Genomic DNA, 25,968 nt, shown 5'->3' on the forward strand with positions numbered 1-25,968 from the left:
TCACCCCGTGGGGGACGGGCTGGACGAAGTGGGAGTACAGGTCGACGAAACCGGCGACGGAGTCGTCGACGAACTCCGACGGGTCACCGAAGATCGTGGTCACGGGGTCCTCCTGCTGGTGCGCGGCGGTGAGCGCGCACAGGATGACCCATCTGCTCAGCCGACCACCACCATGCGCTCAAGTGAGCACCTCGGTTGTCGCCGTCGCGGGGCCGTCCACATACTCGGCTCAGGCAGGGCACCGGTGGAGAAGCACCCGGCCCCGTCGAACGAGAGGAAACCGACATGGTCGTCGAACCAGTTCTCCAGTGCCGGGAACTGCGCAAGTCCTTCGGTGGGGTGCCCGTCCTCAAGGGTGTCTCCCTGGGACTCGAACTGGGCACGGTGACGGCTCTCGCGGGCGAGAACGGCGCCGGCAAGTCCACCATGATGAAGATCGCCGCCGGTCAGTACCGGGCGGACGAGGGCAGCGTCCTCGTGCGCGGGGAGGAACTCGCCGCGGGCAGCATCCGCGACTCCCACCGCCTGGGGGTGGCGATCGTCCCGCAGGAACTCGCCTCCATCGCCCACATGACTGTCTACGAGAACCTCTTCGTGGGCCGGGAGCTGAAGACCAGGCTCGGGACGCTGGACCGGCGCCGGATGGCGTCCGAGGCGTCGAGGATGCTCGAGGTCTTCGGGGTCGCCATCGACCCCGGCGCCCGCATGGGCACTCTGCCCGTCGGGTTGCAGCAGATCGTCGAGATCGTCAAGAACTCCTCACGCGGCGCGAAGGTCGTGCTCCTGGACGAACCCAGCTCGGCGATCTCCGAACGTGAGGTCGAGGGGCTCTACCGGGTGGTGCGGCAGCTGCGTGACCAGGGTGTCGCCATCATGTTCACGACCCACAAGATGGCCGAGATCCGCGACCTGGCCGACCGCGTCGTCGTCCTGCGCGACGGCGGGCTCGTGCTGGACGAGGCCATGTCCGACGTCTCCGACGACGACATCGTCACGGCGATGATCGGCCGGGAACTGGAGGACCTGTTCCCGCCGGTCCGCACGGTCCCCGCCGAGGCCGACGTCGTGCTGCAGGTGCAGGACCTCGCCGTCGTGGGCCAGTCCGGCACGGTGGACCTGCAGGTCCGGCGCGGGGAGATCCTCGGCCTGGCCGGGCTCGTCGGGGCCGGTCGCACGGAACTGCTCGAGGGGATCTTCGGCGTGCGGGCCACGACCGCCGGCCGGATCACCGTCGCCGGCCGCGAGGTCAAGCGCAAGAACCCCGCCGCGGCCATCACCGCGGGGATGGCCCTGGTGCCGGAGGACCGCAAGCACGCCGGGGCCGTCATGGGCCTGTCGGTCCTGGACAACGGGACCCTGCCGCGGCTGGCGAAGTTCTCGGTCGCCGGCTGGCTCAAGGGCGCCTCCCGCCGCAGCGCCGTCGGGGAGGCCATGGACTCCGTCCGGCTGCGCAGCCGGGGCCTGAACCAGGACGTCGGCACCCTCTCGGGCGGGAACCAGCAGAAGGTCGTGCTGGCCCGCTGGCTCACCGAGCACGTCGACGTCCTCCTGCTGGACGAACCGACCCGCGGGGTCGACGTCGGGGCCCGGTCGGAGATCTACCGCATCATCGCCGACCTCGCCGCGGCCGGGATGGCCGTCGTCATGGCCTCCTCCGACATGACCGAGGTCCTCGGGCTGTCGCACCGCGCCCTCGTCCTGCGCGAGGGCGCCGTCGTCGCCGAACTCGACCGCGCCCGGCTGGACGCCCCGGACGTGCAGGACAGCATCTTCCGGCTCAGCTCCGGCCTCAGCTCCCGCTCCGACGCCCGCACCGACACGAAGGACCTGTGATGTCCACGACCATGCCCGAGAACTCCGCGGTTCCCGCGCCGCGGCAGCGGTTCTCCCGCGAGTGGATCGTCGCCCAGCTCATCCGCCGGGCCATGCTCATCGTGATGCTCCTGGTCATCGCCTTCTTCTCCTACCGGTCGCTGCGGTTCTCCTCCCCGGAGAACCTGCAGAACATCCTCATCGCGGCCGCGCCGTTCGCCCTCATCGCCCTCGGGCAGACCCTCGTCATCCTCACCGGCGGCATCGACCTGTCGGTCGGCTCCGTCATCGCCGTGGCGGCCATGACGTCGGCGGCCGTGGCGAAGGCGAACCCCGGTCAGGTCTGGCTCACGGTGCTGTCGGCGATGGTCGTCGGCCTGCTGGCCGGGACGGTGAACGGGCTCCTCGTCTCCCGGGTGGACGTGCCACCGTTCATCGCGACGCTCGGCATGCTGACCGCCGGGTCCGGCATCGCGTACGTCATCGGCGGCGGTGCGCCCATCAACGGTCTGCCCGCCGAGTTCGGCTCGATCGCCAACACCAAGGTCTTCGGGCTGCAGGTCCCCGTCATCGTCATGATCCTCGGCATCGTCGTGCTCGGGATCGTCATGCGCCGCACGTCCTACGGGATGCGGGTCTACGCCGTCGGCGGGAACCGCGTCGCCGCCGAGATCGCCGGCGTCAACGCCCGCCGCACGTTGTTCAGCGTGTACGCCCTCTCGGGTCTGCTCGCGGGGTTGTCCGGCGTCATGCTGGCCTCCCGCGTCATCTCCGGCCCCCCGAACCTGGGGCAGGGCTACGAACTGGACGCCATCGCCGCCGTCGTCATCGGTGGGGCCTCCCTCATGGGTGGGCGCGGCACGGTCTGGGGCACCGCCCTGGGCCTGCTGCTCATCCAGACCCTCAACAACGGCCTCGACCTGCTGCTGGTCCCGGCCTACTGGCAGGACGTCATCAAGGGCGTCCTCATCGTGGCCGCCGTCGCCGTCGACGTCTGGTCCGTCAAACGCCGCGCCTGACCGCGCGGCACCCCGAACCCACCCCCGCGCCACCCGCTTCGAAGGAGAATCCCCGTGTCGCACGGAACCCGTCCCACCGGCCCCACCCCGAACGCCCAGCACGTCTCGCGCCGCACCCTGTTCGCCGGGTCCTTCGGGCTGGGTGCGCTGTCCCTCGCCCTGGCCGCCTGCGGTGCGGGTGACCCGAACGCCCAGAAGGAGGGCTCGGGCAGCGACGCCTCCGGCGGGTCCAAGCAGATCCGCGTCGGCGTCAGCGTGTACGACATGAGCTCGTTCATCACCGCCGGCAAGGAGGGCATGGACGCCTACGCCAAGGCCAAGGGCATCCAGCTGCTCTGGAACTCGGCGAACCTCGACGTCAACACGCAGGCCTCGCAGGTCGACCAGTACGTCAACGCGGGCGTCGACGCCATCATCGTCGTCCCCGTGCAGGCCGACTCCCTGCAGCCGCAGGTCGCCTCGGCGAAGTCCGCGGGCATCCCGATCATCGCCGTGAACGCCGCCCTGAACTCCACGGACATCGCCGGGAACGTGCAGCCCGACGACGTCGCGGCGGGTGCGGCCGAGATGCAGATGATGGCCGACCAGCTCGGCGGCAACGGCGGGATCGTCGTGCTCCAGGGCCCGCTCGGGCAGTCCGGGGAGCTGGACCGCACCAAGGGCATCAAGCAGGTCCTCGCGAACTACCCCGGCATCAAGATCCTCGCGATGGACACCGCGAACTGGAAGCGCGACGAGGCCGTCAACAAGGTCAAGAACTGGATCTCGGCGTTCGGGCCGCAGATCAAGGGTGTCGTCGCCGAGAACGACGACATGGGTCTGGGTGCCCTGCAGGCGCTCAAGGAGTCCGGGGTCACCGTGCCCATCGTCGGGATCGACGGCATCGAGGACGGGCTGAACGCCGTCAAGAGCGGTGAGTTCATCGGCACGATGCTGCAGAACGGGACGGTCGAGCTGTCCGCGGGTCTCGCTGTGGCGGCCGCCATCGCGTCCAAGACCGAGGTGAACACCAAGCCGGTCTACAAGATGCCGAAGATCACCAAGGACAACGTCGACGTCGCCATCCAGCACGTCGTCACCGACCGCGCGGCCTTCCTCAAGGCGCTGCCGGACCTGACGGAGAAGAACCTGAAGTCCGGCGACATCGCGTTCGAGGGCATCCCGGGACAGGAAGGTGCCTGACGTGACGGCGGATCCCGCGGTGGGCGCACCCGGCAGCGACCTCAGCTTCTCCCTGGCGGGTCGCACCGCGCTCGTCACCGGCGGAGCGTCCGGCATCGGAGCGGCCATCGCGACGGCGTTCGTCGACCGGGGCGCCACGGTCGCGGTCGTCGACCGGAACCTGCCGGCGGCCCGGGAGCGGGCCGAGCAGCTGGGGGAGAGGGCGTTCGCGGTCGAGTGCGACGTCACCGACCCCGCCTCGACGAAGGCCGCGACCGACGCGGTCGTCGCCCGCACCGGCCGACTCGACGTGCTCGTGAACTGCGCCGGACTGGCCCTGCTCGGGACGGCGGAGTCGCTGCCGTTCCAGACGTGGCAGACGACGCTGTCGGTGAACCTCACGGGCACGTTCCTCATGTGCCAGGCCGCGGGGGAGCACATGCTCGCGGCCGGGTACGGGCGGATCCTCAACCTCGCCTCGCAGGCCGCGAGCGTCGCGCTGCCCGAGCACGTCGCCTACTGCGCCTCCAAGGCCGGTGTCCTGGGGCTGACCCGGGTGCTCGCCCTGGAGTGGGGCGGGCGCGGGGTCACCGCGAACGCGATCTCCCCGACCGTGGTGCTCACCGACCTCGGCCGCGCCGTCTGGGCGGGGGAGAAGGGCGAACGCGCCAAGGAGGCCATCCCCACCCACCGGTTCGCCGTCCCGGAGGAGGTCGCCGGTCTGGCCGTGTACCTGGCCTCGCCGGCGGCTGCCATGGTGAACGGTGCGGACTACCGCATCGACGGTGGGTTCACCATCGTCTGACGAGGGCAGAGGAAGGACCGGGAGACCCCGTGAAGCTGACCATCGAGGAACAGGTGCAGTCCGCCGTGGCTGCCCGCAGGTTCTACCTCGAGGGCGCCAGCAAGTCCGACATCGCCGAGGTCCTCGGGGTGTCCCGGTTCCGCGTCGCGCGGCTGCTCGACGCGGCGCTCGAGCACGGCATCGTCCAGATCTCCGTGCAGGTGCCGTTCCAGATCGAACCGGAGGAGTCCGAGGAGTTGCGGCGGCGGTACGACCTGCGCCGCGCCATCGTCGTGCAGACCTCCCCGGACCCCGCGGACCTGCGCGACGGGCTGGGAACGGTCGCGGCCGGCGTCCTCGGTGACCTGCTCACCGAGGACGACCGGCTCGGGATCGCCTGGGGCCGGACGCTGCGGTCGGTCGTCGCGCACCTGGAGGACCGACCGCTGCCGAGGGTGACCGTCACCCAGCTCACGGGGGCGGCGGGGTCGGCCAACGACAACTGCATCGACCTCGTCCGACGCGTCGCCGCCGTCTCCGGCGGGGCGTCGCACCCGATCTTCGCGCCGCTGCTCCTGCCGGACGCCGCGACGCTGGCCGGTGTCCGTCGGCAGACGGCCGTCGCGCGGACCCTGCAGCAGCACGCGCGGCTCACCGTCGCGCTGCTCGCCGTCGGCGCCTGGCCCGACGACTCCCAGCTCATGGAACTCATGCCCGCCGGACTGCGGCGACGGCTGCTGGCCGAGGGCGTCTGCGCGGAGATCGCGGGGAACCTGCTGCGCGAGGACGGGCGGGAACTGTCGAGCCTCAGCGACCAGCTGCTGACGGTCGGCCTCGCCGACCTGCGGCGCATCCCCGAGGTCGTCGTCGTGGCCGGGGGCCTGCAGAAGGCGCGGGCCGTGCGGGCCGTCCTCGCCTCCGGCGTGACGTCCACGCTCATCACCGACGCGCGCTGCGCGCGGGCCCTCCTGGCGGACTGACCCGCCTCCCGCCGCCGGGGTTCAGGACCGGTGGCCGGGACCGGTCGCGGCGACGTCCTCCCAGCGGGGCAGGTGGATGCGGGGCTGCAGCCCCTGCCGGGCCCGGCAGACGGCCCAGCGCGCGGCGTCGAGCGCCCGGCGCTGCGCGCGCTCGTCCTCCGTCGGGGTCTGCGCGAGCGTGCGGGCGACGAGGTGCTCGGTGACCTGCTGCTCGGTCGCGTCCCGCAGCACGAGGGTGCGTTCGCCCGTCGACCAGACGGCGAGGTCCCCGCCGGGCTGCACCAGGACCACGAGGTGGTCCTGGGTCCAGGTGTCCGTGGCGCGGCTCACCGCTGCACCTCCGGGAGCCGTCCCGTCGTCCTGCCGTCCATCCGGTCGTCCATGCGGAAATGGTCGCCAGGGCCCCCGGGTCGCCGCTCCCTCCTTCCGGAGGGGTCGTCCCCGTCGGGTGGCCGGGTCAGACGCCGTGCGCGGGGTCGCGCGCCACGGGGGGCGCCAGGGGCGAGGCGGACTGCAGCGCCTGGGCGGCGGGCAGCGGGAAGGCCGCGTCGAGGTGGAAGCCGCCATCGGCCGTCGGACCGACCGCGAGGGTCCCGCGGGCGGCGGCGACCCGTTCCTCGACGCCGAGCAGACCGTGACCCGTGCCCGGGACCGCGCCGGGCCGCGACGTTCCGGGACGGGGTGGTGCGTTCACGACCGAGACGGTGAGCCGGCGCGAGGCCAGGCCGACCCGCAGGTGGACCGCCGCGCCCGGAGCGTGCCGCCGGGCGTTCGTCAGCCCCTCCTGCGCGACGCGGAACGCCGTGCGCTGCAGCCCCTCCGGCACCGCGGTCAGTTCGTCCTGGGCGAGCAGCGCGGGGTCCACCTCGAACGTCCCGGCGACACCCGAGGTGGCCCACAGCGCCGGCAGGTCGGCCAGGCGGCCCGGTGCGTGCAGGGGCTGCCGGCCGTCGGAGCGCAGCGCCGTCAGCATCTGCCGCAGCTCGTCGGTCGTGCGGACGGCCAGCGCCCGGATCTGCTCGGCGGCCGACCGGACGGCCGGGGGGTGGTCGCCGACGCGCAGCGCCCCGGCCGCGATCGCGATGAGGGAGACCTGGTGGGAGACGACGTCGTGCATCTCGCGCGCCAGCCGGGTCCGCTCCTGCGCGCGGGCCGCGGCGTCGACGAGTTCGTGCTCGCGCGAGCGGGCCCGGACCAGCTCCGCGAGCCGGTCGCGCAGGTCCCCGCGGGCCGCGCGGTAGGCCCCCAGCGCGGCCGCCCCGGCCAGCAGCGCGGTGACCTGCAGCAGCACCGCCACGTCGGCCCGCCACAACCCCGGACGGGGGTCCAGGACGGCGGCCGCGTCGATCCCGACACCCACGACGACGGCCCCCACGACCACCGGACCGCGGCGTTCGCGGTGCGCCAGCGTGAAGGCCAGGACCGCCGGGGCCAGCGTGCTCTGCGCCCACCCGAGGGCGGGCACGCCCAGCAGGAAGGCCAGCAACGGGATCCGCCGGCGCAACAGGACGGCGACCAGCGCCAGGACGGACAGGACGAACGGCCGGTTCCAGCCGGCGTTCTGGTTCGTGAACCCCTCGAACCAGCAGACGACGACGAGGCCGAGGTCGCCGAGGACGGGCAGCACCCGCTCCCACCGGCCCCGGTCGGACGGCGGGGCGGAGGTCGTGCTCACGCCCCGTCCACGAGTCCGGCGCGGACGGCGAGGACGGCGGCCTGCACGCGGTTGCTGACGCCCAGCTTGGTGAGGACCGCGCCGACGTGCTCCTTGACGGTCGGCAGCGAGACGAACAGCCGCTCGGCGATCTCGGCGTTCTGCGCGCCCTCGGTGAGCAGCACGAGGACCTCGTGCTCGCGGGGGGTCAGCCGGTGCAGGGCCTGCCGCGCCGACGCCGACCCGCGCGAACGCAGGAAGCCCTCCACGACCGTGGCGGTGACCCCGGCCGACAGCACGGCCGCGCCGCGCGCGAGGGCGCGGACGTGCTGGACGAGCTGGTCGGGGTCGGTGTCCTTCAGCAGGTAGCCGTCGGCGCCCGCGGACAGGGCGGCCGCGACCTTCTCGTCGGCGTGGAACGTCGTGAGCATCGCGACGGCCGGGCGGCGGGGGAGCTGACCCAGACCCGCGAGGATCGTCAGCCCGTCGACGTCGGGCATCCGGATGTCCAGCAGCAGCACGTCGACGCGGAAGCGGCGCAACGCGTCCAGCGCCCCGCCCCCCTCGACCGCGGCCACCACGTGCAGGTCGGGGGCCGAGGAGAGGATGGCCGTCAGGCCGGAGCGGACGAGGGGTTCGTCGTCGACGACGAGGACGCGCACGCCGTCCGCGGGGTCGGGCGACGCGCCGGACCGGCGGTCGGTGGTCTCCTCCACCCGTCCAGCATCGCAGGTGGGTGCCGTCCCGCGGCCCCTCCGGAGGCAGGGGTGCCCGCCTCCGGACAGGGCTCTCCTCAGGACCCGGGACGAGGTGCCGATGGGTCCAGGGTCGGCGCACGGCGCCGCAGCGTCGAACCCGAGAGAGGAGCACCTGCTCTTGCACGTCTCCTCCACCACCACCACCACTACCGCCGATCCGGGGCTGGCGTCCGCGGCCCGCGACCACGGTGCGCTGGCGGTCGCCCAGACGGCGAGCGCGTCCGGCACGGCGCTCGCCCGCGAGGCCCGCGCCCGGCAGTCGCGCATCCTGGCGTCCCTCACCGTGAGCGACCGGTCCTTCCTCGGCGTCGTGCTGGGCCCGGGCAGTGAGCTGGACGACCTCGCGTCGCCGTCCGAGGTCGGCGCCTCGCTGCTCGCCGCCCACGTCGCCGCCGACCGCGACAACGGGGTGCTGCCCCAGGGCTGCCCCATCGACATCGCCTACGTGCGGTTGCTCGCGGGGTTCACCGTGGAGGACGAGCACGGGACGGTGCAGCCGCTGCTGAGCCCGCGGCAGTACGACCGCGCCCGGCGCTACGTCGAGGAGAACGGCGGCCGGGCCACCATCGACTTCCGCACCTGAATCGACTTCCGCACCTGAGCGGAGGAGTCACCGGACGGGGCCGCCGGCCTCGACGTCGGACCGGCCCGGTCGCGCAGTGCCCCCAGCAGGATTCGAACCTGCGACACACGGTTTAGGAAACCGATGCTCTATCCCCTGAGCTATGGGGGCCCGGCGAGCAGCCTACCGGCCCGGCCCCCACCCCCCGCCCCGGTGGCCCCGCAGCGTTCGACATCGGCGAACTACGACGCTGTGTCGTCGCGATCTCGCTGCGCTGCAGGCGAACGGGGGTGGGGTGTGGTCGGCGTCGGGCCGTTCGGGTGCCTACACTCAAGCCGTACAGAACACCGACCGATGGCCTTCTCGGGTGTCGGACCACGTCGACGGGGACGCCGCCACCCACCCGTCGCCGTCATTCGAGGAGCAGACACGCATGTCCGTCACCACCGCTCGCCCGGTCGACAACGCCCGCGTCCCGGCTCCCCGCCGCGCGCCGCGCGAGCAGGCCGCCGTCGCCGCCCTGCACGCCGCGCTCGTCGAGTCCGGCTGCATCCTCGTGTCCACCGAGGTCTCCGAGGGCGGCTGCACCGTCTCCTTCTACGACGTCCGCTCGCTGGGCCGCGCGGTCGACATCATCGTCTCGGCGGCCCTGCGCGCCGGTGACTCCGGCCTGGCCGGCCGGGCCCGCCAGCAGGGCGGCGACGCCTGGAAGGTCACCGCCCAGCCGCAGACCTGGTCCGGCGCCGAGGGCGACCCGGACGCGTGCGACAACCGCTCGTCCACGAGCTGGCGCCTGGAGATCCCCGCCGCCGACGTCGTCCCGACCGCCGCCGCGCTGCTCGCCTGACCCCACGGTCGGGCTGAGCCTCAGACCTCGACCTCCGCGAGCACGGCCGGCACCTGCGCCGGCAGCTCGCGCGCCAGGAACCCCAGCCGCCCCACCGCGCTCGCGAGGCGGTCACCCGCCCTGCCGTGCAGGTGGACGCCCCACACCACCGCCTGCGTCGGGTCCGCGCCTCGGGCGCACAGGCCCGTGACGATCCCGGCCAGGACGTCGCCGGACCCCGAGACGCCGAGTCCGGCCCCGCCCGAGGCGTCCCGCCAGCAGCGGCCGTCCGGGGCCGCGACCCACGACTCCCCGCCCCCGGCGGCGACCGTGCACCGGCTGCGGCGGGCCAGTTCCCGCGCCGCGGCCCCGACGTCGCCCTCGACCTCGGCGGGGTCGGCGTCCAGGACGATGGCCAGCTCGGCCAGGTTCGGCGTCAGCACGGCCCGGCCGTCCAGGTGGTGCAGGAACGTCACGTCCGCCGTCACCGGAGCCAGGCCCAGGGCGTCCAGGACGACGGTCGTCTCCACCCGCGGCACGAGGGCCTCCAGCAGTGCCCGCACCGAGTCCTCACCCACGGCCCCGACGCCCAGCAGCGCGGCGTGGGCACCGCCGACGAGCTCCGTCAGCTCCGCGTCGTCCGCGCAGACCGGGTCGATCCCGCCCTCGTCCGTCTCGGGCAGTCCCAGCACGAGGGCCTCGGGCAGTGCGACCCCCAGGGCCACGGCCGTCCCCGCCGTCGTCGCGACCTGCAGCTTGCCCGCGCCCGAGCGCAGCGCCGACTCCGCCGCCAGCAGCACGGCCCCCGGCGTCTTGACGCTGCCGCCCACGACGACGGTGCGGCCGCGGGACTCCTTGCCCACGCCCGGCGGGGGAAGGGGCCACTCGCGCAGGACGGCGGAGGTGACGGTCACGGCGTCGGACACAGCGGGGGACAAGGCATCGGGGTGGGAGCTCACACGGGGGTCCTACCCGCGCACGTGCACGTCACGCGGTTCGTCGTCGACGGCGTCGTCGGTGACGCGCACGTCCCGGACCGCCGTCGTGTCCCCGGCCCGGTCCAGGACGAGCCGCCCACCGTCGGCGCGGTAGGCCGTCACCGAGCAGTTGGCCAGCGGCTGCTCGGCGTCCAGCCGCAGCACGGACTGCTCGTCCAACCCCTCCAGGACGAGCCGGAAGTTCATGACGACGGCCTGGTGGGAGGCCATCAGCACCTGCCGGCCGGCGTGCTCCTCGCGCAGGCTCGCCAGCAGGCTGCGGACCCGCAGTGCGACGTCGCACCAGCTCTCCCCGCCCGGCGGGCGGTAGTAGAACTTGCCGATCCGCCGCCGCCGCTCGGCCTCCTCCGGGTAGCGCGCGCGGACCCCGAGGCCCGTCAGGCCGTCCCACCAGCCGAGGTCGCGCTCGCGCAGCCGTTCGTCGGTGCGCAGCTGCACGTCGTGCCCGGCCGCCTGCAGCTCGCTGACCACAGCCCGTGCCGTGTCGTGCGCGCGCAGGTACGGCGAGGCGATGACGACGTCGGGGACGGGCGGTGCCGCGGGGTCCTGCGTCAGCCACCGCGCCACCGCCGCGGCCTGCGCGCGGCCCAGGGGTGACAGCGGCACGTCGGCGTCCCGGTCGGCGACGTCGACGACCTCCGCGTGCGTCGAGCGGGCGTGGGCGTCGGCGAGGTTCCCCGTCGACTGCCCGTGCCGGACGAGGACCAGTCCGGCGGGCTGGGGGAGGGCGGCGTTCACCCGACCACCCCTACCGCGTCCCCCGCCGCGGCGCCCGCCGGGAACGATCCGGACGGCGCGGGCGTGGGGAGGGTGGGTGACCCGGATGGGCGGGGATGACAAGGTGTGTGCCGACCGACCGGTGATCCACACCGGGGGAGGGCGAGGGGGTGGGACGGCTGAGCAGCGCGGCGACGGCGTGGCACCGGCTCATGACCCGTACGACCCTGCAGCGCCGGGTCTCGGTCATGGGGGTGACGTTCCTCTCGATCGTGCTCGTCCTGACCATCGTCCTCATCGTGACGAACCCGTGGGTGCGGACGTCCTCCACGGTCCCGTCGGAGCGCACGAACGTCCAGCTCACCGCCGAGATCGACGACTTCGGCGGCGCGGTCGTCCGCGCCCAGTCGACGCACCAGCTCTACATCACCGCCTCCGACGTGGACCGGCTCACGGCCGAGAAGGCGGCTCGCGCCGAGGCGATGCAGGCCTACGAGGAGGCCCGGACGCCGCTCGTGGCCGCGACCCAGGACAAGGAGCTCGACGCGACCGTCCGACAGCGCCTGGCGCGCGTGCTGGACGACGCGGCCTACTGGCGCCAGGCGGCGGACTACCAGGCCGGGCTCAAGGAGGGCCAGGACCCGGCGGCGCTCAGCCGCTCGATCCTGGACGACCCCTCGGCGAGGGCCTTCCTCGCCGTCTACCAGGACCTCGGGCCGCTCAACGAGCGGCTGCGGCAGATCGACGACGAGACCCGTGACGACCTCGTCGAGCAGCGCGACCAGTTCCGCTACGTCCAGCTCGTCGTCGCCGGCATCGCCCTCCTGCTGGTCCCGACCGTCCTGTACCTCGTCCGGCGCTGGGTCGTACGGCCCCTGGGATCGCTCTCCGAGCAGCTCCTGCGCGTGGGCAGCGGTGACCTGCAGACCCCTGTCTCGCTGCCCGGCCCGCCCGAGCTGGCGGCCGTGGCCGCCTCGGCCGAGACGATGCGCCGGCGCATCCTCGACGAGCTGGCCGAGGCCGTGTCGGCCCGCGAAGCGCTGCAGCAGGGTCAGCCCCTCGTCGCCGAGGTCCGCGACCAGCTGACGGCCCACGACCTGCCCGTCGTCCCGGGCTGGTCGTCGGCGGCCGCGCTGCGCCCGGCCGAGGGGCTGCTGGCGGGGGACTGGTACGACGTCCTGCCGCTGGCCGACGGCCGGTTCGCCGTCGTCGTGGCCGACGTGTCCGGGCACGGCGCCCGCGCCGGGATCGTCGCGATCCAGCTCAAGCGGCTGCTCGAGGCGGCGCTGCACCTCGCCCCCGAACCGGACCTCGCCCTGGCCATGGCGGCCCGCGTCTTCGCCGACGAGGCCGAGCGCTTCGCGAGCTGTGTCGTGGTCGTCGTCGACCCGGACTCCGGGACCATCACCTACGCCAACGCCGGGCACCCGCCGCCCGTGGTGCTGCGGACCGCCGAGGACAGCGGCGGCGTCCGCGTCGTCACCGAGCTCGAGGCGACCGGGCCGCTGCTGTCGTGGTTGCACCTCGACGTCCCGGGCAGCTGGCAGACCCGTACGACGTCCCTGGCGCCGGGGTCGGTGCTCGTCGTCTACACCGACGGCCTCACCGAGGCGCGGGCGACGGGGAGCACCGACGAGCTCGGCATCGGCGGCGTCCTGCAGGCCCTCGGCCGGTTGCCGCAGCTGACGCCGCAGGCCCTCGTCGACGAGGCGCTCGACGTCGCGCGCCGCTTCAGCGGTGGCCGCGCGCGTGACGACGTCACCCTCGTGGCCCTGTCGCGCGGCGCGGCCACCGTGCATGCGGTGCCCGTCGCGCGCGACGGCACGCAGGAGCCACGCTCCTGACCCGATCCACGTCGCGCGCCGCCTAACCTTGACCGTGTGACGTCTACTGCCGCGCCCGGTCCCGACTCGACGCGTCGGCGCTGGTGGGCGGAGGCGGAGGTCCTCGGCGGCACCTCGGCCCTGCTCGACTGCCCGGTCGGGACGGACGCCGTGCTCGACCTGACCACCGCGCACCCCTCCGGCCTTGCCCAGCTCCTCGCGGGCGGTCCCGCCCCGCTGACGAGCCTGGTCCGCGAGGCCGGTGCCTTCGCCGAGGCCCGGCGCCGGGCCCGCACCACCCACCGCCTCGCGGCCGCGCTGCTGGCCCAGCGGGGGACCCGTTCGCTCGCCGTGGCCGTCGGCACCGCCGGCTGGTCGCTGGCGGAGGAGGCGGACGCCGCCACCCTCGCCGAGGGGGCCGCTCCGCCGGCGCTGCTCCCCCCGCGCCGGACCCCGGTCCTGCTCCGCCGCTGCACCCTGACCCCGGCCACCGAGGCGCTCGACGACTTCGTCGTCCAGCTCGCCCCCGAGGTGATCGTCAACCCGGTCCTGGTCCGGGTCGCGCGCACCGAGCTCGGCGTCGACCTCGACACGCGGCGCATCGTGACCGCGGTGGGGGCGCACTGGGGTTTCGACCCGAACCCCGCGATGGACGAGCTGCGCCGCCAGCTCGCCGGGACGCGGGGGCTGCGGGTGGAACGGCGCCTCCTGCTCGCGACGTTCGCGGACCCCGGCGCGGACCTGCTCGCCGACCTGCGCCGGCGCGGCGGGCTCGTGCGCGACCACCGCGTCGTGGCCGCCATCGCCGCCCGACGACCCGTGGACCCGCTGCGGGGCGACGACGACAACGACGACAGCAACGTCACGTCAGAGGCCGCGGACGCGCCCGGTCTCGTGGGGGGTCTCGCCCTCGACCCGGCCCAGCGTCGCGTCGTGGAGGCGGTGCTGGCCGGGCAGGACGTGCGGTTGGACGCCCCCACCGGGACGGGGGCGACGCAGGTCGCAGCCGCCGTCATCGCCTCCGAGGTGGCCGCGGGCCGGCGGGTGCTGCTCGTGGCCGATTCGGCCGCCGACCGGCGGGCCGTCGACGAGCGGCTGCGCGACAACGGTTTCGGCCGTCTGCTGCTGCACCTCGTCGCCGACCTCGACTCCTCGGCGGACGACGCGGCCGTCCAGCTCGACGCGGCCCGGCGGGAGGTCGCCGCGCGCCGCGACGCCGCGGCACCGGTCGGCGCCGTCGCGCCCGCCGACCCCGACGTCGACGGCCCGGCGCGCGCCCTCGACGAGCACGCGCGGGCCCTGCACCGCCCCCGCGAGCCGTGGGGGGTCAGCGCGGCCGACGCCGTCCGGGCCCTGCTGGAGCTGTCCGAACGCGCCCAGCCGCCGACGACGAGCCGCCGCCTGCGGGGCCAGGACCTGTCCTCCTGCGGCCGCGACGACGTGCCGCGGTGGGCCGAGCGCCTCGTCGAGGCCGTCGACCTCGGCGCCTTCGACGTCGGCCCGGGCACGACCCCCTGGGCCGGTGCGGACCTGCGCACCGCCGAGGCGGCCGCCCAGGCCCTGGCGCGGGTCGAGGACCTCATCGGTCAGCGGCTGCCGGCCCTGCGGGCACTGCTCGCGACCGTCTGCGACGCCGCCGGTCTGCGCGGTGCCGCCTCCGTCGCCGAGGCCGCCGACCGCACCGAGCTGCTGGAGGGCGTGCGCACGACGATCGGGCGCTTCGGCGCCGACGTCTTCGCCCGGTCCCTCGGCGACGTGGCCGCCGCCACGGCGACGCCGCAGTGGCGGCGCGAGCACGAGGTGCGGCAGGGCTGGATGCGGCGCTGGCGCCTGCGGCGCGAGGCCCGCGCCCTGCTGCGGCCGGACGTCTCCGCCGGTGACTGGGCGACGCTGCACGAGTGGTTGCAGCAGGCCCGTTCCCAGCGCCTGCGCTGGCAGCGCGTCTCGGTGCGCGACAACGCCCCCGTCGTGCCGGACGACCTCGACGCGCTCGTCGCCGCCGTGGCGGCCGTGCGGGCCGAGCTCGACGACCTCGCCCGGGTGCTGCCGGCCCGGTCGTGGACCGACCTCGGGGCCTCCTCGCTGCGGGACGTCCAGCTCCCGGAGCTGTCCGCGCTGCTGCGCGGGCTGGCCGCCGACGCGGCCGCACTCGGGCCGCTGCCCCGTCGGACGGTCCTGGTCGACGAGCTCGAGGCCGGCGGCTGGGGGTCGCTGCTGGAGGACCTGCGAGCCCGCTGGGGCGGTCCCGGCAGCCTGCACCTGCCGTCCGAGGTCGAGCGCGCCTGGTGGTCGGGGGTCCTCGACGCGATCTCGATGGTCGACCCGCTCGTCGGCACGGGCGAGGCCGCAGCCCTGCGGACGGCCCGGCACGAACTGCAGCTCGCGGTCGCCGCGCGCCGCGGCCGGCAGGCGGCCCGCGTCCGGGCGGCTCTGGACGAGCGGGCGCAGCGGTCCGGGCGCCCCGTCGACCTGCTGCCGGTCACCGCGTTGTCCACGGCCGGGGTCGCCCGGCTCGCCGACGAGGTGCCCGAGGCCGACCTGCTCGTCGTGCTGGGGGCGCAGGCCACGACGACGGCGGCCGCGCTGCCGGCCCTGTCCCGCGCCGCCCGCGTCCTGGTCGTCGGCGACGAGCACCTGCCCGGGCCGGCGGACCTGCCCACCGCCCGTGACGAGCACGTCGTGCCGGGTCCGGTGCGGGACAGCCTGTTCGCCGACGTCGACGGGGTGCTGCCGACCCTGCGGCTCGACCGGCAGCACGCCCTCCTGGACGACACCCTGCTCGTCGGGGTGCCCGTGCCCGTCGGGCAGGTGTCGCTGCCGGGCCCGGGCCACGACGGTCGCGCCACGGTCCGCACCTCCGACCGGCCGCCGGGGGCGCGCCGGGGGCCGGACGCCCTCGTCGACCTCGTGGTCGAGACGGCGCTGCGCGCGCTGACCGCTCACCCCGAGGAGTCGCTCGGCATCGTCGTCCCGGACGCCGCGGGCGCCGAGCTGCTCTCCGACACGGTCCGCCGGCAGGCGCTGGACCGCGCGCTGCCGCTGTCCGTCGGTCGTGAGCCCCTCCTCGTCGGCGCCCCGGTGCGCTGGACGGGCGAGCGGCGCGACCACGTCCTCGTCGTCACCGACGCCGTCCTGAACGGTCCGGCCCTGGGGGCCGCCCACGACGGCGCGGACCCGGACGAGGGTCGCGCGACGGGACGCGCGGAGGCGTGGATGGCGCTGACCCGCAGCCGGTTGCGCACGACGCTGGTGCTCGACGACTCCGGCTGGAGCGCCGACCGGGACGGGGCTGACCCGGACCAGGCCGACGGGGGCGAGGACGGTCGCGTGCTGCTCGACCGGACCGCCCGGGCGTGGGAGCGCGAGGAGCTGCTGGCCGAGCAGGGCCGTCCGGAGCGTCCCGGGGCCGACGCGGTCGTGCGGGCCCTCGTGGCCTCCTGCCGCCGCATCGGCCTGCCCGTCGAGTGCGAGGTCGGGGCCTCGCGCGTCCTGGCGCTCGTCGTCCGGGACGCCCGCGCCCGCGCCGGTGCCGGTCCCGCGCTCGTCGTGGAGCTCGACGACGCGCAGTGGGCGGGTGCCGACGTCGTCGACCGCGAGGTCGACGGGCCGACGGAGCTGGAGCGTCGCGGCTGGCGGTACGTGCGGGTGCTCACCGCGGACGTCTTCGCCGACGCCGACGCCGAGGCGGACCGCATCGCGGGCGTGTGGCGGGACGCGCTGGCCGACGCGGGCCACGACCTGCCGTGGGTGGTCGACCTGGCTGCCCACGACGGCACCGCCCACGACGGCACCGCACACGGCGACGCCCGCCCGGCCGGCGGGCCCGACCGCGCTCCCGGGGTCCCGGCCCCCGCGGCCGACCGCGACCGCACCGGGGTGGAGACCCCGTGAGCCCGGCCTCTGGCCCGGAGGACGACGACGACCGCGAGGTCCCGCTGGAGGACGAGCGGTCGGCGGACGACCGGGACGAGGGGTGGGGCGAGCGGTCGGGGGCGGGGTACGACGACGACTGGTACCTCTCGCAGCGCCCACCGCACTGGGACTGAGGTCCGCCTGGGCCTGGGACTGGTGGGACAGGAGGGACAGTGTGTAGCGGCGGTGTTGCACAGCGACACACTTTGCTGACTGAACGTTCAACCACAATGACGCTGGGTCGAAAGTCGCGGATCTGACCTCCGCAGAGCTTCTGCGCTGCGCTCCGTACCCCCATGATGGGCCCGGACCGGCGAGTGCCGTCCCCCGATCGGGGGACGCCGCCCTGGTCCACCGGAGGGGTCCAGCCACGGCGTCGGAAGGGTGAGGATGCAGCGCTCGACGGCCGCGCTCACCGCGCCGCGCGTCGCCGTCCGGCGTCCCGGCCCACGGTCCAGGCCCGCCGTGCCGCTGGCCGTCGACCTCGTGGCCGTCCTCGTCGCGGTCGGCGTCCTCGCGGTGGCGGTCGTCGCCGCCCTCCAGGGCCCGGCCCCGTGGCGGATCTCCCGCTTCGCCGTCGTCCTCGCCGTCGTCGTCCTCGTCGCCGAGTCCCGCCCGGTGACCCGCCGCACCAGCGGTCGGGGCGATCCGCTGCCCGTGTCGTGGGGCTTCCTCGTCGCCCTCGTCGCCCTCGGGCCCCTGTCGCTCGCACTGCTCGTGCGGGCCGTGCCCACGCTCGTGCGCCAGGTGCGCCGAGGGTCCGGCCCGCAGGCCGTCGTCGTCGCCGTGGCCACCTCGCTCGTGGGGGTCCTCGCCTGCTCCGTGGTGCTGGACGCGCTGCTCGGGGCCTCGGCCGCGGACGGTCCCGTCCTGCGCGACCCCACCGACTGGCCCTCCGTCCTCGTGGCGGGGGCTGCCGGGCTGCTCGCCCAGGGGCTGGCCCGGACGGCGTCCCGGCGGGTCGTCGTGCGCTCCCCGCGCCGCCTCGTGCGCACCGGGTCGACCTCCGGACTCCTCCTGACGCTCGCCGTGCTCGCCTCCGCGCCCGTCGTGGTCGTCAGCGCCGAGGGCGGTGCCTGGCTGCTGCTACTCGTCTGCGTCCCGCTGTCGGTCATGCTCGTCAGCGCCGCCGTCGCCCGCCGGCACGAGCGGCGCGCCCTCGTCGACGACCTCACGGGACTGCCCAACCGCGACGCCTTCCTCGCGGCGACGGCCCGCTCCCTGCGCGGCGGTGAGGGTGCCGAGCCCGGCCCGGGCCTCCTCGTCGTCGACCTCGACCACTTCAAGGACGTCAACGACACCCTCGGGCACCCCGTGGGGGACGCCCTCCTGCGGGAGGTCGCCGGCCGGCTGGCGGCCCAGGCCCCGGCCGACGCCGTCGTCGCCCGCCTCGGTGGCGACGAGTTCGGCCTCCTCGTCTCCGACCGCCTCGAGGCCGAGGGGCTCGCGCTCGCCGTCGTGGAGGAGATGTCCCGGCCGATGCGCGTGGGAGAGCTGCAGGTCCTGCTGCCCGCCAGCGTCGGGGTGGCCCTCGCCCCCGACCACGGCACGAGCGCGGCCTCCCTGCTCAAGAGCGCGGACGTCGCGCTCTACCAGGCCAAGGAGGTCCGCGGCCGGGCCTGCACCTACGCCGGACGGCGGGACGTCAACAGCATCGAGCGCCTGCGCCTGCTCGGTGACCTCGGCCGGGCCGTCGACCGCGGGGAGCTCTTCGTCCTCTACCAGCCGCAGGTCGACCCGCGGACCGGAGCCGTCGTCGGGGCCGAGGCCCTCGTCCGCTGGCGCCACCCCGAGCTCGGTCCTGTCGGCCCCGACCGCTTCATCCCGCTCGCCGAGCAGTCCGGGCTGGTCGCGGGGGTCACGGCCGTCGTCCTCGACCAGGCCCTCGCGGACGCCGCCCGCTGGCACGCCGACGGCTTCCGCCCCACCGTCTCGGTGAACATCTCCGCGCGGCTGCTCACCGACCACGAGCTCCCGGCCCTCGTCGCCGACGGGCTGCGCCGGCACTCGGTGGCCGCCTCCGACCTCGTCCTGGAGGTCACCGAGACGGGCATCGTGTCCGATCCCGAACGGGCCCGGGCCGTCGTGCGGCGGCTGCGGGCCCTCGGTTGCTCCGTCGCGGTCGACGACTACGGCACGGGACAGGCGTCGCTGGCGTACCTCATCGACCTCGAGGTCGACGAGCTCAAGATCGACCGGAGCTTCGTGACGGGCATGACGCGGGACCGCGCCCGTGCGGTCATCGTCCGCTCGACCGTGCAGATGGGCCGCGAGCTCGGTCTGCGCGTCGTCGCCGAGGGCGTCGCCGACGCCCCCACCCTGCGCGCCCTGGCCGCGCTCGGCTGCCACACCGCCCAGGGCGAGCACGTCGGCGGGCCGATGACCGCGGAGGCCCTGCTCGACCTCCTGCGCGCCCGCCACCCCCGTGCCGTCCTGCCGACCCCCGCGCCGCACGCCGACTGAGCTCACGCCCACCCCTAGGACCGCACCGTGACGACGGTGCGGCCCGCCGCCGCGGCCAGCCGCGCGGCCGTGGCGGGGTCGACCGCGACGAGGACGGACCCCGGGCCGGCGTCGGGTGCCGCGCCGAGGAGGCCGGACTGCTCCCGGCCCGTGGGCACCCGCAGCACGACCACACCGGTCGCGATCCGCTCGGCCCCCGTCGCGGCCCCGGACACCGGGTCCTGCGTCCGGGCCAGGACGTCGAGCCGCACGCCGGGGGCCAGCGACTCCCGCAGCCCCGGGTCGTCGACCTCGACGGCCGCGGCGACCGTCCCGGCGGGCTGGCCGGCCAGCAGCGGACCCGTCGTCGTGCGCGCGTCGGTGAGCACCTCACCGCGCCGGACCGGGGCGGCCAGCACGGCCCCGTGCGCGGTGGCGGGCACGAGGACCCCGTCGGGAACGGTGCCGCCCTCCCGCTGCGCGGTCCTCACGTCGGAGGCCGACAGCACCGCGCCCGTCGGCAGGTCCCGCGTCGCGACGAGGACGGGGACCCGTGACGGCGCCGGCGGGGCGAGGCTCGCGACGGCCACCCCACCGGCCGCGGCGACCAGCCCGGCGGACAGCCAGCGGCGGGCCAGGCGTCGTCGGCGCCGCGCGAGGGGACCCCGGGGCGGGGGGCGGAAGGGGGTGTCGGGGGAGGAGTCGGGCACGGCGCGACGCTAGGCGCGCCGCACGCCCGGCCGTCGAACGCGACAGGCCGCCTGGGGACGACGGGCGTCCCAGGCGGCCTGTGGAGACCGGTTCGACCTCAGGCGGCCGACGTGGACCCGCTCGTGGACGAGCTGGAGGAGGAACCCGACGTGCCGGAGGAGCTCGTGCTCGAGGAGCTCGTGCCGGAAGAGCTGGGGGACGAGCCGCCGCTCGACCCGCCGTCCGAGGACGACGTCGTGGAGCTCGAGGAGGAGTCCGAGGACTTCTCCGCGCTGCTCGAGGACCCCCCGGAGGACCCGTTCCCCGAGCGGGAGTCGTTGCGGTAGAAGCCGGATCCCTTGAAGACGATGCCGACGTTGTTGAACAGCTTGCGCAGGGAACCCGAGCACTCCGGGCAGACCGTCAGGGCGTCGTCGCTGAAGGACTGGCGGACCTCGAAGGAGTGTCCGCAGGACTGGCAGGCGTAGGCGTAGGTGGGCACGCGATCTCCGTGAGCTCAAGGACCCCGCTGGCACTCGGGTCGTTCGAGTGCCAATGGTACTCGCCCGCGCCGGTGCGCGGGTGCGGTCAGGACCGGGCGCGGGTGCGGCGCGTCACGTCGGACGCCGCCGACGGCAGCGGGGGGACCTCCGCCTCGAGCCGCGCGAGGTCCAGGGCGCCGACGCCCCGGGCCGCCACCGACGTCTGCGCGAGGTACAGCCGCTCGACGAGCACCTCGTCGGCGTCCGCGGGCAGGTCGACGACGAGGCGCTGCCACCCGGTGACGCCCACGCGGGCCGCGAACGTCACCGGACGGCTGGCCCCGTCGACGCGCAGGACCCCGCGCAACCAGCCTCCCGCCCCGTCGCCGCGCACGCTCACCGCCAGCGCGGTCGCCCCGCGGGGGACCGCCACCGGCACCCGGGCCACGAGCGCGGCCGTCGCGGTGCCCGGTTCGCCGGGGCGCACGGTGAGGTCGAAGGCCAGGCGCAGGGCCGGACCCTCGACGGCGGCGACCGAGGCGGCCGCCCGCACCGTGGCCACCGACCACGCGTCGGTGGACGACAGCGGGTCCACGAGCAGGGGACGGGTCCCGACGGCGGCCGGGACGGCCTCGTCCGCGCCCCCCGCCACGAGCCGCACCCACGTCGGCGCCGGACCCCCGGCGACGGCGGTCAGCCGCAACCGCCCGTCCGGCAGCGCCACCGCCGACAGCACGGTGGGGTCCGTGCCCACCCGCAGCCCGGCCGCGTCGAGCACCGCCTCCCGGCCCGTGGCGTCGCGCGCCGTCACGACGACGTCGAGCGTGGAGCCCGGTCCCGGCAGCACGAGGGGCCGGTCGGTCGCCAGCCGGACCGGCGGCCCGAGCACCTCGACGTCCAGGGATCCCGTGGCCGCGCCGAGGTCCGTGCCCAGGTCGGCGCGGACGGTGGCGCGCCCGGTCGTGACGCCCCGCACGGCCACCCGCCGGCGGCCGGCCTCGTCGACGCCACGGTCCTCGAGCGTGACCCCGCCCGCGGCGACGGTGAGGACCGGGGCCCCGGACGTCGGAGCCCCCGAGGCCGTGACGGGCACGGCGAGCAGGAGCGTCGCGAGCCCCGGGAACACCGCGACCCCCGCGGGCGCGTCGACCACGGGGCGCAGCACGACCGAACGCGCCTGCGGACCGGCGACGGCCGGCACCAGGGCGACGACGTGGGCCACGGGCCGCGCGGCGCCGTCCGAGGGCACGACGGCTTCGCTGACACCCGGGTCCCCGGGGACCCGGGCGACGAGCTGCGCGGATCCGCCGCCGTCGAGCATCACCGCTCCGACCGCGCCGGCGTCGAGCATCCGGCGCGCCGTCTGGACGGCGGTCGTCCCGCGCGATCGCGCCGTCCCGCCCTCGACCGTCAGCAGCAGGAGGTCCCCGGCGGCGGTCCAGCCCAGCGCGGTCCGTGCGCGCAGCGCGGCCCACGTCGGGTCGGTCTCGTCGATCGGCGCCACCGCGCCGTCCCGGACGAGCTCGAGCCGGGCGCCGACGGCGAAACCCCCGGACCCCGCCGTCAGCGCGTCGTCGAGGACGCGCACGTCGGTGACGACGGGGCTGCCCAGCGGGGTGCCGGCGAGGGCGGCGGCGGCGGCCCCGGTGGCCACGAGGACCGCGCCGTCGGCGGGGACGGGCACCGGCCCCGGCGGGCGGACGGCGGTGACGGTCCCGGCGCGCACCTCCAGCTCGACCCCGCCGGCCGTCGTGAGCGCGCGGTCCCCGGCCCCCCAGGCGGGACCGAACAGGGCGAGGGCGTCGGCTGGGACCGTCCGGGTGCACAGGGCCGCCAGTGCGTAGGTCCGGCCCGCGACCGTGGCGGTGCCCTGCAGGGACACCGATCCGACGCGGCCGCGCCAGCCGCCGGGTCCGGCCTCGACCCCGACCGCGGCCTGCGGGGCGGCCGACGACTTGAGGGGCACGCCGTCGAGGACCACGGGGCCGTCCGGCGTCCCCGTGCGGTCGATGTCGAAGAAGTCGCCGTTGACCGCGACGACGGCCCCCGCCGCGGTGGCGAGCTCGGCCGGGGTCCGGGGTGCACTCAGGCTCTGCTGCAGCAGGACCGGGCGCGTCGAGGCGCCGGCCGCGAGGCGCACGAGGACCTGCCGCACCGGTCCCGCGGAGGTGCTGCGCTCCAGGACGACCCCGGGGGCGACGACCTCGCGGCCGTCCTGCCCCGACACCGCCGCGAGCGCCCGGGGTGGGACGAGGAGCCCCGACGCGCTCAACGTGGCGATGGACAACACCGTGCGACGTCGCATGCACCCACCGTAAGTGGGCGGGGTCAGGCCTCCCGCCAGCCCGCGAGCTTGCCCTCCCGGCTCACCGCCTGCAGCCGCTCCTCCACGAGCGCTCGCTCGGCCGTTCCCGTGACGACGAGCAGGTCGTCGCCGCGCCGCAGCACCGTGCGCGGCTGGGGCACGAACGTCGACCCGTCCCGGGCCACGAGGCTCACGTTCGCCCCGCGCGGCAACCGCAGCTCGAAGACCTCCACCCCGTGCAGCAGGGACTGCGGTCCGACCCGCACCTGCACGACGTCGGCGGACAGCGTCCCGAGCGGGGAGACCTCGACGTCGAGGTCGGTCGTCGGTGCGGCCGTGAGGATGCCGAGCGTGCGGGCCAGCGGCGCGAGCGTCGGCGCCTGGACGAGCGTGAACACGACGACGAGGACGAGGACGAGGTCGAAGAGCCGTTCGGACCCGGCGATGCCCGCGACGACCGGCACGGTCGCCAGCACGACGGGGACCGCCCCGCGCAGACCGGCCCACGACAGGAACGCGAGGTCGGTCCGTGCCCACCGGAACCCGGCGAGCGAGAGCAGGACCGAGGCCGGCCGGGCGAACAGGGTCAGCACGATCCCGACGAGCAGCGCGTCGAGCACGGCCGACGGCAACCGGGACGGGTCGGCCAGCAGACCGAGCATGACGAAGAGGCCGATCTGCGCGAGCCAGCCGAAGGCCTCGGCGAAACCGCGCGTCGCGTGCCGGTGCGGCAGTCGCGCGTTGCCGAGGACGAGCCCGCACAGGTAGGTCGCGAGGAACCCGGACGCGTGCAGGACGTCCGCGACGGCGAACGCACCGACGGCCAGTGCCAGGACGGCGACGGGGTACAACCCCGAACTCGGCAAGGCGCTGCGCCGCAACAGGAACGCCCCCGCCAGCCCCACCCCGACCCCGACGACCGTGCCGAGCGCCAGTTCGAAGACGGCCTCGGCGAGGAAGAACCACCACGCGTGGTCGGAGTGCCCGGCCGCCACCTCCGTCAGCGCGATGACGGCGATGACCACCGGTGCGTCGTTCAGGCCGGACTCGGCCTCCAGGATCCCCGACAACCGGTGCGGCAGCGGGACCGACCGCAGCACCGAGAACACCGCGGCGGCGTCGGTGGAGGACACGACGGCGCCGAGCAGGAAGGAGACGGTCCAGGACGTCTGCAGCAGCAGGTGCGCCCCCACGCCCACGACGACGGTCGAGACGGCGGTGCCGACCGTGGCCAGGACCGCCGCCGGCGCCACCACACCCCGGATCGCCTCCCACCGGGTCGTCAGCCCGCCCTCGGCGAGGATCAGCACGAGGGCCCCGTAGCCGAGCACCTGCGCGATCTCGGCGTCGGCGAAGGGGATGCCGAAACCGTCCTCGCCGAGGACCAGTCCGAGGGCGAGGTAGAGCAGGAGTGAGGGGAGCCCGGTGCGGGCCGACAACCGCACGGCGAGCACCGCGAGCAGCAGGACTCCGGAGGCCAGCAGCAGCACGCGGCTGAACTCCTCCAGGGTCATGCCGAACCGTAGCGTGCCGACTACGGTGCTCACGTGCTCCTGGGAAACTCCGCACCGTCCTCCGCGGGACCCCTCTCGTGAGGGGGACGGCCACCGTCGTCGGGTCCGGACCGAACGGCCTGTCGGCCGCCGTCGTCCTGGCCCGGGCCGGGCTGGAGGTCACCGTCCTCGAGGCGCGGGACCGGGTCGGCGGGGCCTGCTCCGACGCCGAGGTCCTCGGTCCGGGGGTCGTCACCGACCTCGGGTCCGCCGTCCACCCGTTCGCCGTCGCGAGCCCCTTCTTCCGCGACCTCCCCCTGGAACGGCACGGGTTGACCTGGCGGCACGGCCGCTACCCCGTCGGGCACCCCCTCGACGACGGCCCCGCGGCCGTGCTGCCGCACGACCTCGACGAGGCCGCGCAGGCCCTCGGCCGGGACGGCCGCGCGTGGCACGCGCTCTTCGCCGGACCGGTCGCCCGGTGGGAGGAGCTCGTCCCCGCCGTGCTCGGCCCGCTGCTGCGCGTGCCGACCGCACCCCTCGCGCTCGGGACCTTCGGGGCGCGGGCGGCGTGGCCGTCGGCCGCGTTCGTGCGGACGGTGTTCCGCGAGGAGCCGGCGCGGGCGTTGTTCGCGGGGATGGCCGCGCACGCCCTGCAACCCCACACGCAGGTGCTGACGTCGGCGTTCGGGGCGTTGTTCGGCACCGCCGCGCACGCCACGGGGTGGCCCGTCCCGGCGGGCGGCTCCGGGGCGATCACCCGTGCGCTGCAAGCGGTCCTGGAGGAGAACGGCGGCCGTGTGGTCACCGGGCACCCGGTGCGCTCCCTGGCCGAGCTGCCGCCCGCGGACGTCACCCTGCTCGACGTGACGCCCCGCCAGCTGCTCGCGCTCGGGGCCGGCCGGCTGCCCGACCGGTACGCCGCGGCGCTGCGCCGCTGGACGTACGGGCCGGGCGCCTTCAAGGTCGACTACCTGCTCGACGGGCCCGTCCCGTGGCGCGACCCGCGACTGGCCGAGGCGGTCACCGTGCACCTCGGCGGCACTGCCACCGAGGTCGCCGCCGCGGAGGCGGACGTCGTCGCCGGCCGCCACCCCGACCGCCCCTTCGTCCTGCTCGCGCAGCAGGACGCCGCCGACCCCGGCCGCGCGCCGGGCGGGCAGCGCGTCGTCTGGGCCTACGCGCACACCCCGCAGGGGTCGGACGACCCGCGGGTGGGCGAGCGCGTGGACCGGCAGGTCGAACGGTTCGCGCCGGGGTTCCGCGACCGCATCGTCGGCCGCGTCGAGACGTCCCCGGCGCAGCTGGAGCAGCAGAACGCCAACCTCGTCGGCGGCGACGTCGGTGGGGGAGCGCTCACGTTGCGGCAGCAGCTGTTCCGGCCCGTCGTCGGCCTCTCGCCCTACCGCGTCCCGCTGCCCGGGACGTACCTGTGCTCGGCCGCGACCCCGCCCGGCGGCGGGGTGCACGGGATGTGCGGGTTCCACGCCGCGACCCTCGCCCTCACCGACCTCGCCCGGTCGCGCCGGGTGAGGGCCTAGGAGGACCGC

At 75.7% G+C, this 25,968-nt stretch carries 21 protein-coding genes, 1 tRNA gene and 1 pseudogene; 13 read left to right on the plus strand and 10 right to left on the minus strand.

Features of this window, described 5'->3' with window-relative positions:
• Positions 1–285: 285 nt before the first annotated feature.
• The 5 genes from AB0637_RS14500 to AB0637_RS14520 all read left to right on the plus strand — a co-directional run bounded on the left by AB0637_RS14500 (position 286) and on the right by AB0637_RS14520 (position 5,756).
• Positions 286–1,833, plus strand: coding sequence for a sugar ABC transporter ATP-binding protein (locus tag AB0637_RS14500; protein ID WP_366173136.1), 1,548 nt, complete (start codon positions 286–288; stop codon positions 1,831–1,833).
• Positions 1,833–2,831 (plus strand): ABC transporter permease, encoded by a 999-nt coding sequence (locus AB0637_RS14505; RefSeq protein ID WP_366173137.1) that lies wholly within the window; start codon positions 1,833–1,835, stop codon positions 2,829–2,831. The genes AB0637_RS14500 and AB0637_RS14505 overlap by 1 nt, the downstream gene beginning before the upstream one ends.
• Positions 2,832–2,948: 117 nt before the next feature.
• Positions 2,949–4,013, plus strand: a complete 1,065-nt coding sequence (locus tag AB0637_RS14510) for a substrate-binding domain-containing protein (protein ID WP_366173221.1) — start codon at positions 2,949–2,951, stop codon at positions 4,011–4,013.
• Between the two features lies 1 nt (position 4,014).
• Positions 4,015–4,797: a GolD/DthD family dehydrogenase gene (locus AB0637_RS14515; protein WP_366173138.1), complete on the plus strand. Its 783-nt coding sequence runs from the start codon at positions 4,015–4,017 to the stop codon at positions 4,795–4,797.
• A gap of 29 nt (positions 4,798–4,826) precedes the next feature.
• Positions 4,827–5,756 carry a sugar-binding domain-containing protein gene (locus AB0637_RS14520; RefSeq protein ID WP_366173139.1) on the plus strand — a complete coding sequence of 310 codons (930 nt, stop codon included), beginning with the start codon at positions 4,827–4,829 and terminating at the stop codon, positions 5,754–5,756.
• A 21-nt stretch (positions 5,757–5,777) separates the two neighbouring features.
• Here the strand turns inward: AB0637_RS14520 and AB0637_RS14525 are convergent, their stop codons facing one another.
• From AB0637_RS14525 to AB0637_RS14535, 3 genes are all read right to left on the minus strand, one after another.
• On the minus strand, positions 5,778–6,086 hold the full coding sequence (locus AB0637_RS14525) for a hypothetical protein (protein WP_366173141.1): 309 nt from the start codon (positions 6,084–6,086) through the stop codon (positions 5,778–5,780).
• A 127-nt stretch (positions 6,087–6,213) separates the two neighbouring features.
• A complete protein-coding gene (locus AB0637_RS14530; protein WP_366173142.1) occupies positions 6,214–7,431 on the minus strand; it encodes a histidine kinase in 1,218 nt (405 codons plus the stop codon).
• Positions 7,428–8,126, minus strand: coding sequence for a response regulator transcription factor (locus AB0637_RS14535; RefSeq protein WP_366173143.1), 699 nt, complete (start codon positions 8,124–8,126; stop codon positions 7,428–7,430). Before AB0637_RS14535 ends, AB0637_RS14530 begins: the two co-directional genes overlap by 4 nt.
• A gap of 160 nt (positions 8,127–8,286) precedes the next feature.
• Here AB0637_RS14535 and AB0637_RS14540 point away from each other — a divergent pair, with 160 nt between their 5' ends.
• Positions 8,287–8,751, plus strand: coding sequence for a hypothetical protein (locus AB0637_RS14540; protein WP_366173144.1), 465 nt, complete (start codon positions 8,287–8,289; stop codon positions 8,749–8,751).
• A 77-nt stretch (positions 8,752–8,828) separates the two neighbouring features.
• Here AB0637_RS14540 and AB0637_RS14545 read toward each other — a convergent pair.
• Positions 8,829–8,901, minus strand: a tRNA-Arg gene (locus AB0637_RS14545).
• Between the two features lie 262 nt (positions 8,902–9,163).
• Here AB0637_RS14545 and AB0637_RS14550 point away from each other — a divergent pair.
• Positions 9,164–9,577 carry a hypothetical protein gene (locus AB0637_RS14550; RefSeq protein ID WP_366173145.1) on the plus strand — a complete coding sequence of 138 codons (414 nt, stop codon included), beginning with the start codon at positions 9,164–9,166 and terminating at the stop codon, positions 9,575–9,577.
• A 20-nt stretch (positions 9,578–9,597) separates the two neighbouring features.
• On the opposite strand, the gene AB0637_RS14555 is transcribed toward AB0637_RS14550, so the two are convergent.
• Both AB0637_RS14555 and AB0637_RS14560 read right to left on the minus strand, forming a co-directional pair.
• Positions 9,598–10,494, minus strand: a complete 897-nt coding sequence (locus tag AB0637_RS14555) for an NAD(P)H-hydrate dehydratase (protein ID WP_366173146.1) — start codon at positions 10,492–10,494, stop codon at positions 9,598–9,600.
• Between the two features lie 30 nt (positions 10,495–10,524).
• Positions 10,525–11,292 carry a histidine phosphatase family protein gene (locus AB0637_RS14560; protein ID WP_366173147.1) on the minus strand — a complete coding sequence of 256 codons (768 nt, stop codon included), beginning with the start codon at positions 11,290–11,292 and terminating at the stop codon, positions 10,525–10,527.
• A gap of 149 nt (positions 11,293–11,441) precedes the next feature.
• Here AB0637_RS14560 and AB0637_RS14565 point away from each other — a divergent pair, with 149 nt between their 5' ends.
• The 4 genes from AB0637_RS14565 (at position 11,442) to AB0637_RS14580 (ending at position 19,469) form a co-directional block, all read left to right on the plus strand.
• Positions 11,442–13,115 carry a SpoIIE family protein phosphatase gene (locus AB0637_RS14565; protein ID WP_366173148.1) on the plus strand — a complete coding sequence of 558 codons (1,674 nt, stop codon included), beginning with the start codon at positions 11,442–11,444 and terminating at the stop codon, positions 13,113–13,115.
• 36 nt (positions 13,116–13,151) lie between these two features.
• The gene (locus AB0637_RS14570) at positions 13,152–16,985 is read left to right on the plus strand and encodes a hypothetical protein (RefSeq protein ID WP_366173149.1); all 3,834 of its coding nucleotides are present in this window, start codon (positions 13,152–13,154) and stop codon (positions 16,983–16,985) included.
• A complete protein-coding gene (locus AB0637_RS14575; protein ID WP_366173150.1) occupies positions 16,982–17,140 on the plus strand; it encodes a hypothetical protein in 159 nt (52 codons plus the stop codon). Before AB0637_RS14570 ends, AB0637_RS14575 begins: the two co-directional genes overlap by 4 nt.
• Positions 17,141–17,396: 256 nt before the next feature.
• Positions 17,397–19,469, plus strand: coding sequence for an EAL domain-containing protein (locus AB0637_RS14580; RefSeq protein ID WP_366173151.1), 2,073 nt, complete (start codon positions 17,397–17,399; stop codon positions 19,467–19,469).
• A gap of 14 nt (positions 19,470–19,483) precedes the next feature.
• Here the strand turns inward: AB0637_RS14580 and AB0637_RS14585 are convergent, their stop codons facing one another.
• Positions 19,484–20,158 carry an SAF domain-containing protein gene (locus AB0637_RS14585; protein WP_366173152.1) on the minus strand — a complete coding sequence of 225 codons (675 nt, stop codon included), beginning with the start codon at positions 20,156–20,158 and terminating at the stop codon, positions 19,484–19,486.
• Between the two features lie 111 nt (positions 20,159–20,269).
• Here AB0637_RS14585 and AB0637_RS14590 point away from each other — a divergent pair, with 111 nt between their 5' ends.
• Entirely contained in the window at positions 20,270–20,485 is a 216-nt protein-coding gene (locus AB0637_RS14590) for a hypothetical protein (RefSeq protein WP_366173229.1), read from the plus strand.
• 14 nt (positions 20,486–20,499) lie between these two features.
• On the opposite strand, the pseudogene AB0637_RS14595 reads toward AB0637_RS14590, so the two are convergent.
• The 3 genes and pseudogenes from AB0637_RS14595 to AB0637_RS14605 form a co-directional block, all read right to left on the minus strand.
• A pseudogene (locus tag AB0637_RS14595) lies at positions 20,500–20,640 on the minus strand (FmdB family zinc ribbon protein); the annotation flags it as partial.
• An 86-nt stretch (positions 20,641–20,726) separates the two neighbouring features.
• A complete protein-coding gene (locus AB0637_RS14600) occupies positions 20,727–22,925 on the minus strand; it encodes a phosphodiester glycosidase family protein (RefSeq protein ID WP_366173153.1) in 2,199 nt (732 codons plus the stop codon).
• Positions 22,926–22,948: 23 nt separating this feature from the next.
• Positions 22,949–24,472, minus strand: a complete 1,524-nt coding sequence (locus AB0637_RS14605; protein ID WP_366173154.1) for a potassium/proton antiporter — start codon at positions 24,470–24,472, stop codon at positions 22,949–22,951.
• Between the two features lie 44 nt (positions 24,473–24,516).
• On the opposite strand from AB0637_RS14605, the gene AB0637_RS14610 reads away from it, so the two are divergent.
• On the plus strand, positions 24,517–25,959 hold the full coding sequence (locus AB0637_RS14610; protein ID WP_366173155.1) for an NAD(P)/FAD-dependent oxidoreductase: 1,443 nt from the start codon (positions 24,517–24,519) through the stop codon (positions 25,957–25,959).
• Positions 25,960–25,968: the final 9 nt, after the last annotated feature.

Origin of the sequence: Kineococcus sp. NPDC059986, from assembly GCF_040702905.1 — a bacterium.
GTDB lineage: Bacteria > Actinomycetota > Actinomycetes > Actinomycetales > Kineococcaceae > Kineococcus.

Bases quoted from the DNA above. Each gene is read 5' to 3' on its own strand.
- AB0637_RS14500 (WP_366173136.1), top strand. From the start codon at position 286: ATGGTCGTCGAACCAGTTCTCCAGTGCCGGGAACTGCGCAAGTCCTTC.
- AB0637_RS14600 (WP_366173153.1), bottom strand. From the start codon at position 22,925: ATGCGACGTCGCACGGTGTTGTCCATCGCCACGTTGAGCGCGTCGGGG.
- AB0637_RS14550 (WP_366173145.1), top strand. From the start codon at position 9,164: ATGTCCGTCACCACCGCTCGCCCGGTCGACAACGCCCGCGTCCCGGCT.
- AB0637_RS14505 (WP_366173137.1), top strand. From the start codon at position 1,833: ATGTCCACGACCATGCCCGAGAACTCCGCGGTTCCCGCGCCGCGGCAG.
- AB0637_RS14580 (WP_366173151.1), top strand. From the start codon at position 17,397: ATGCAGCGCTCGACGGCCGCGCTCACCGCGCCGCGCGTCGCCGTCCGG.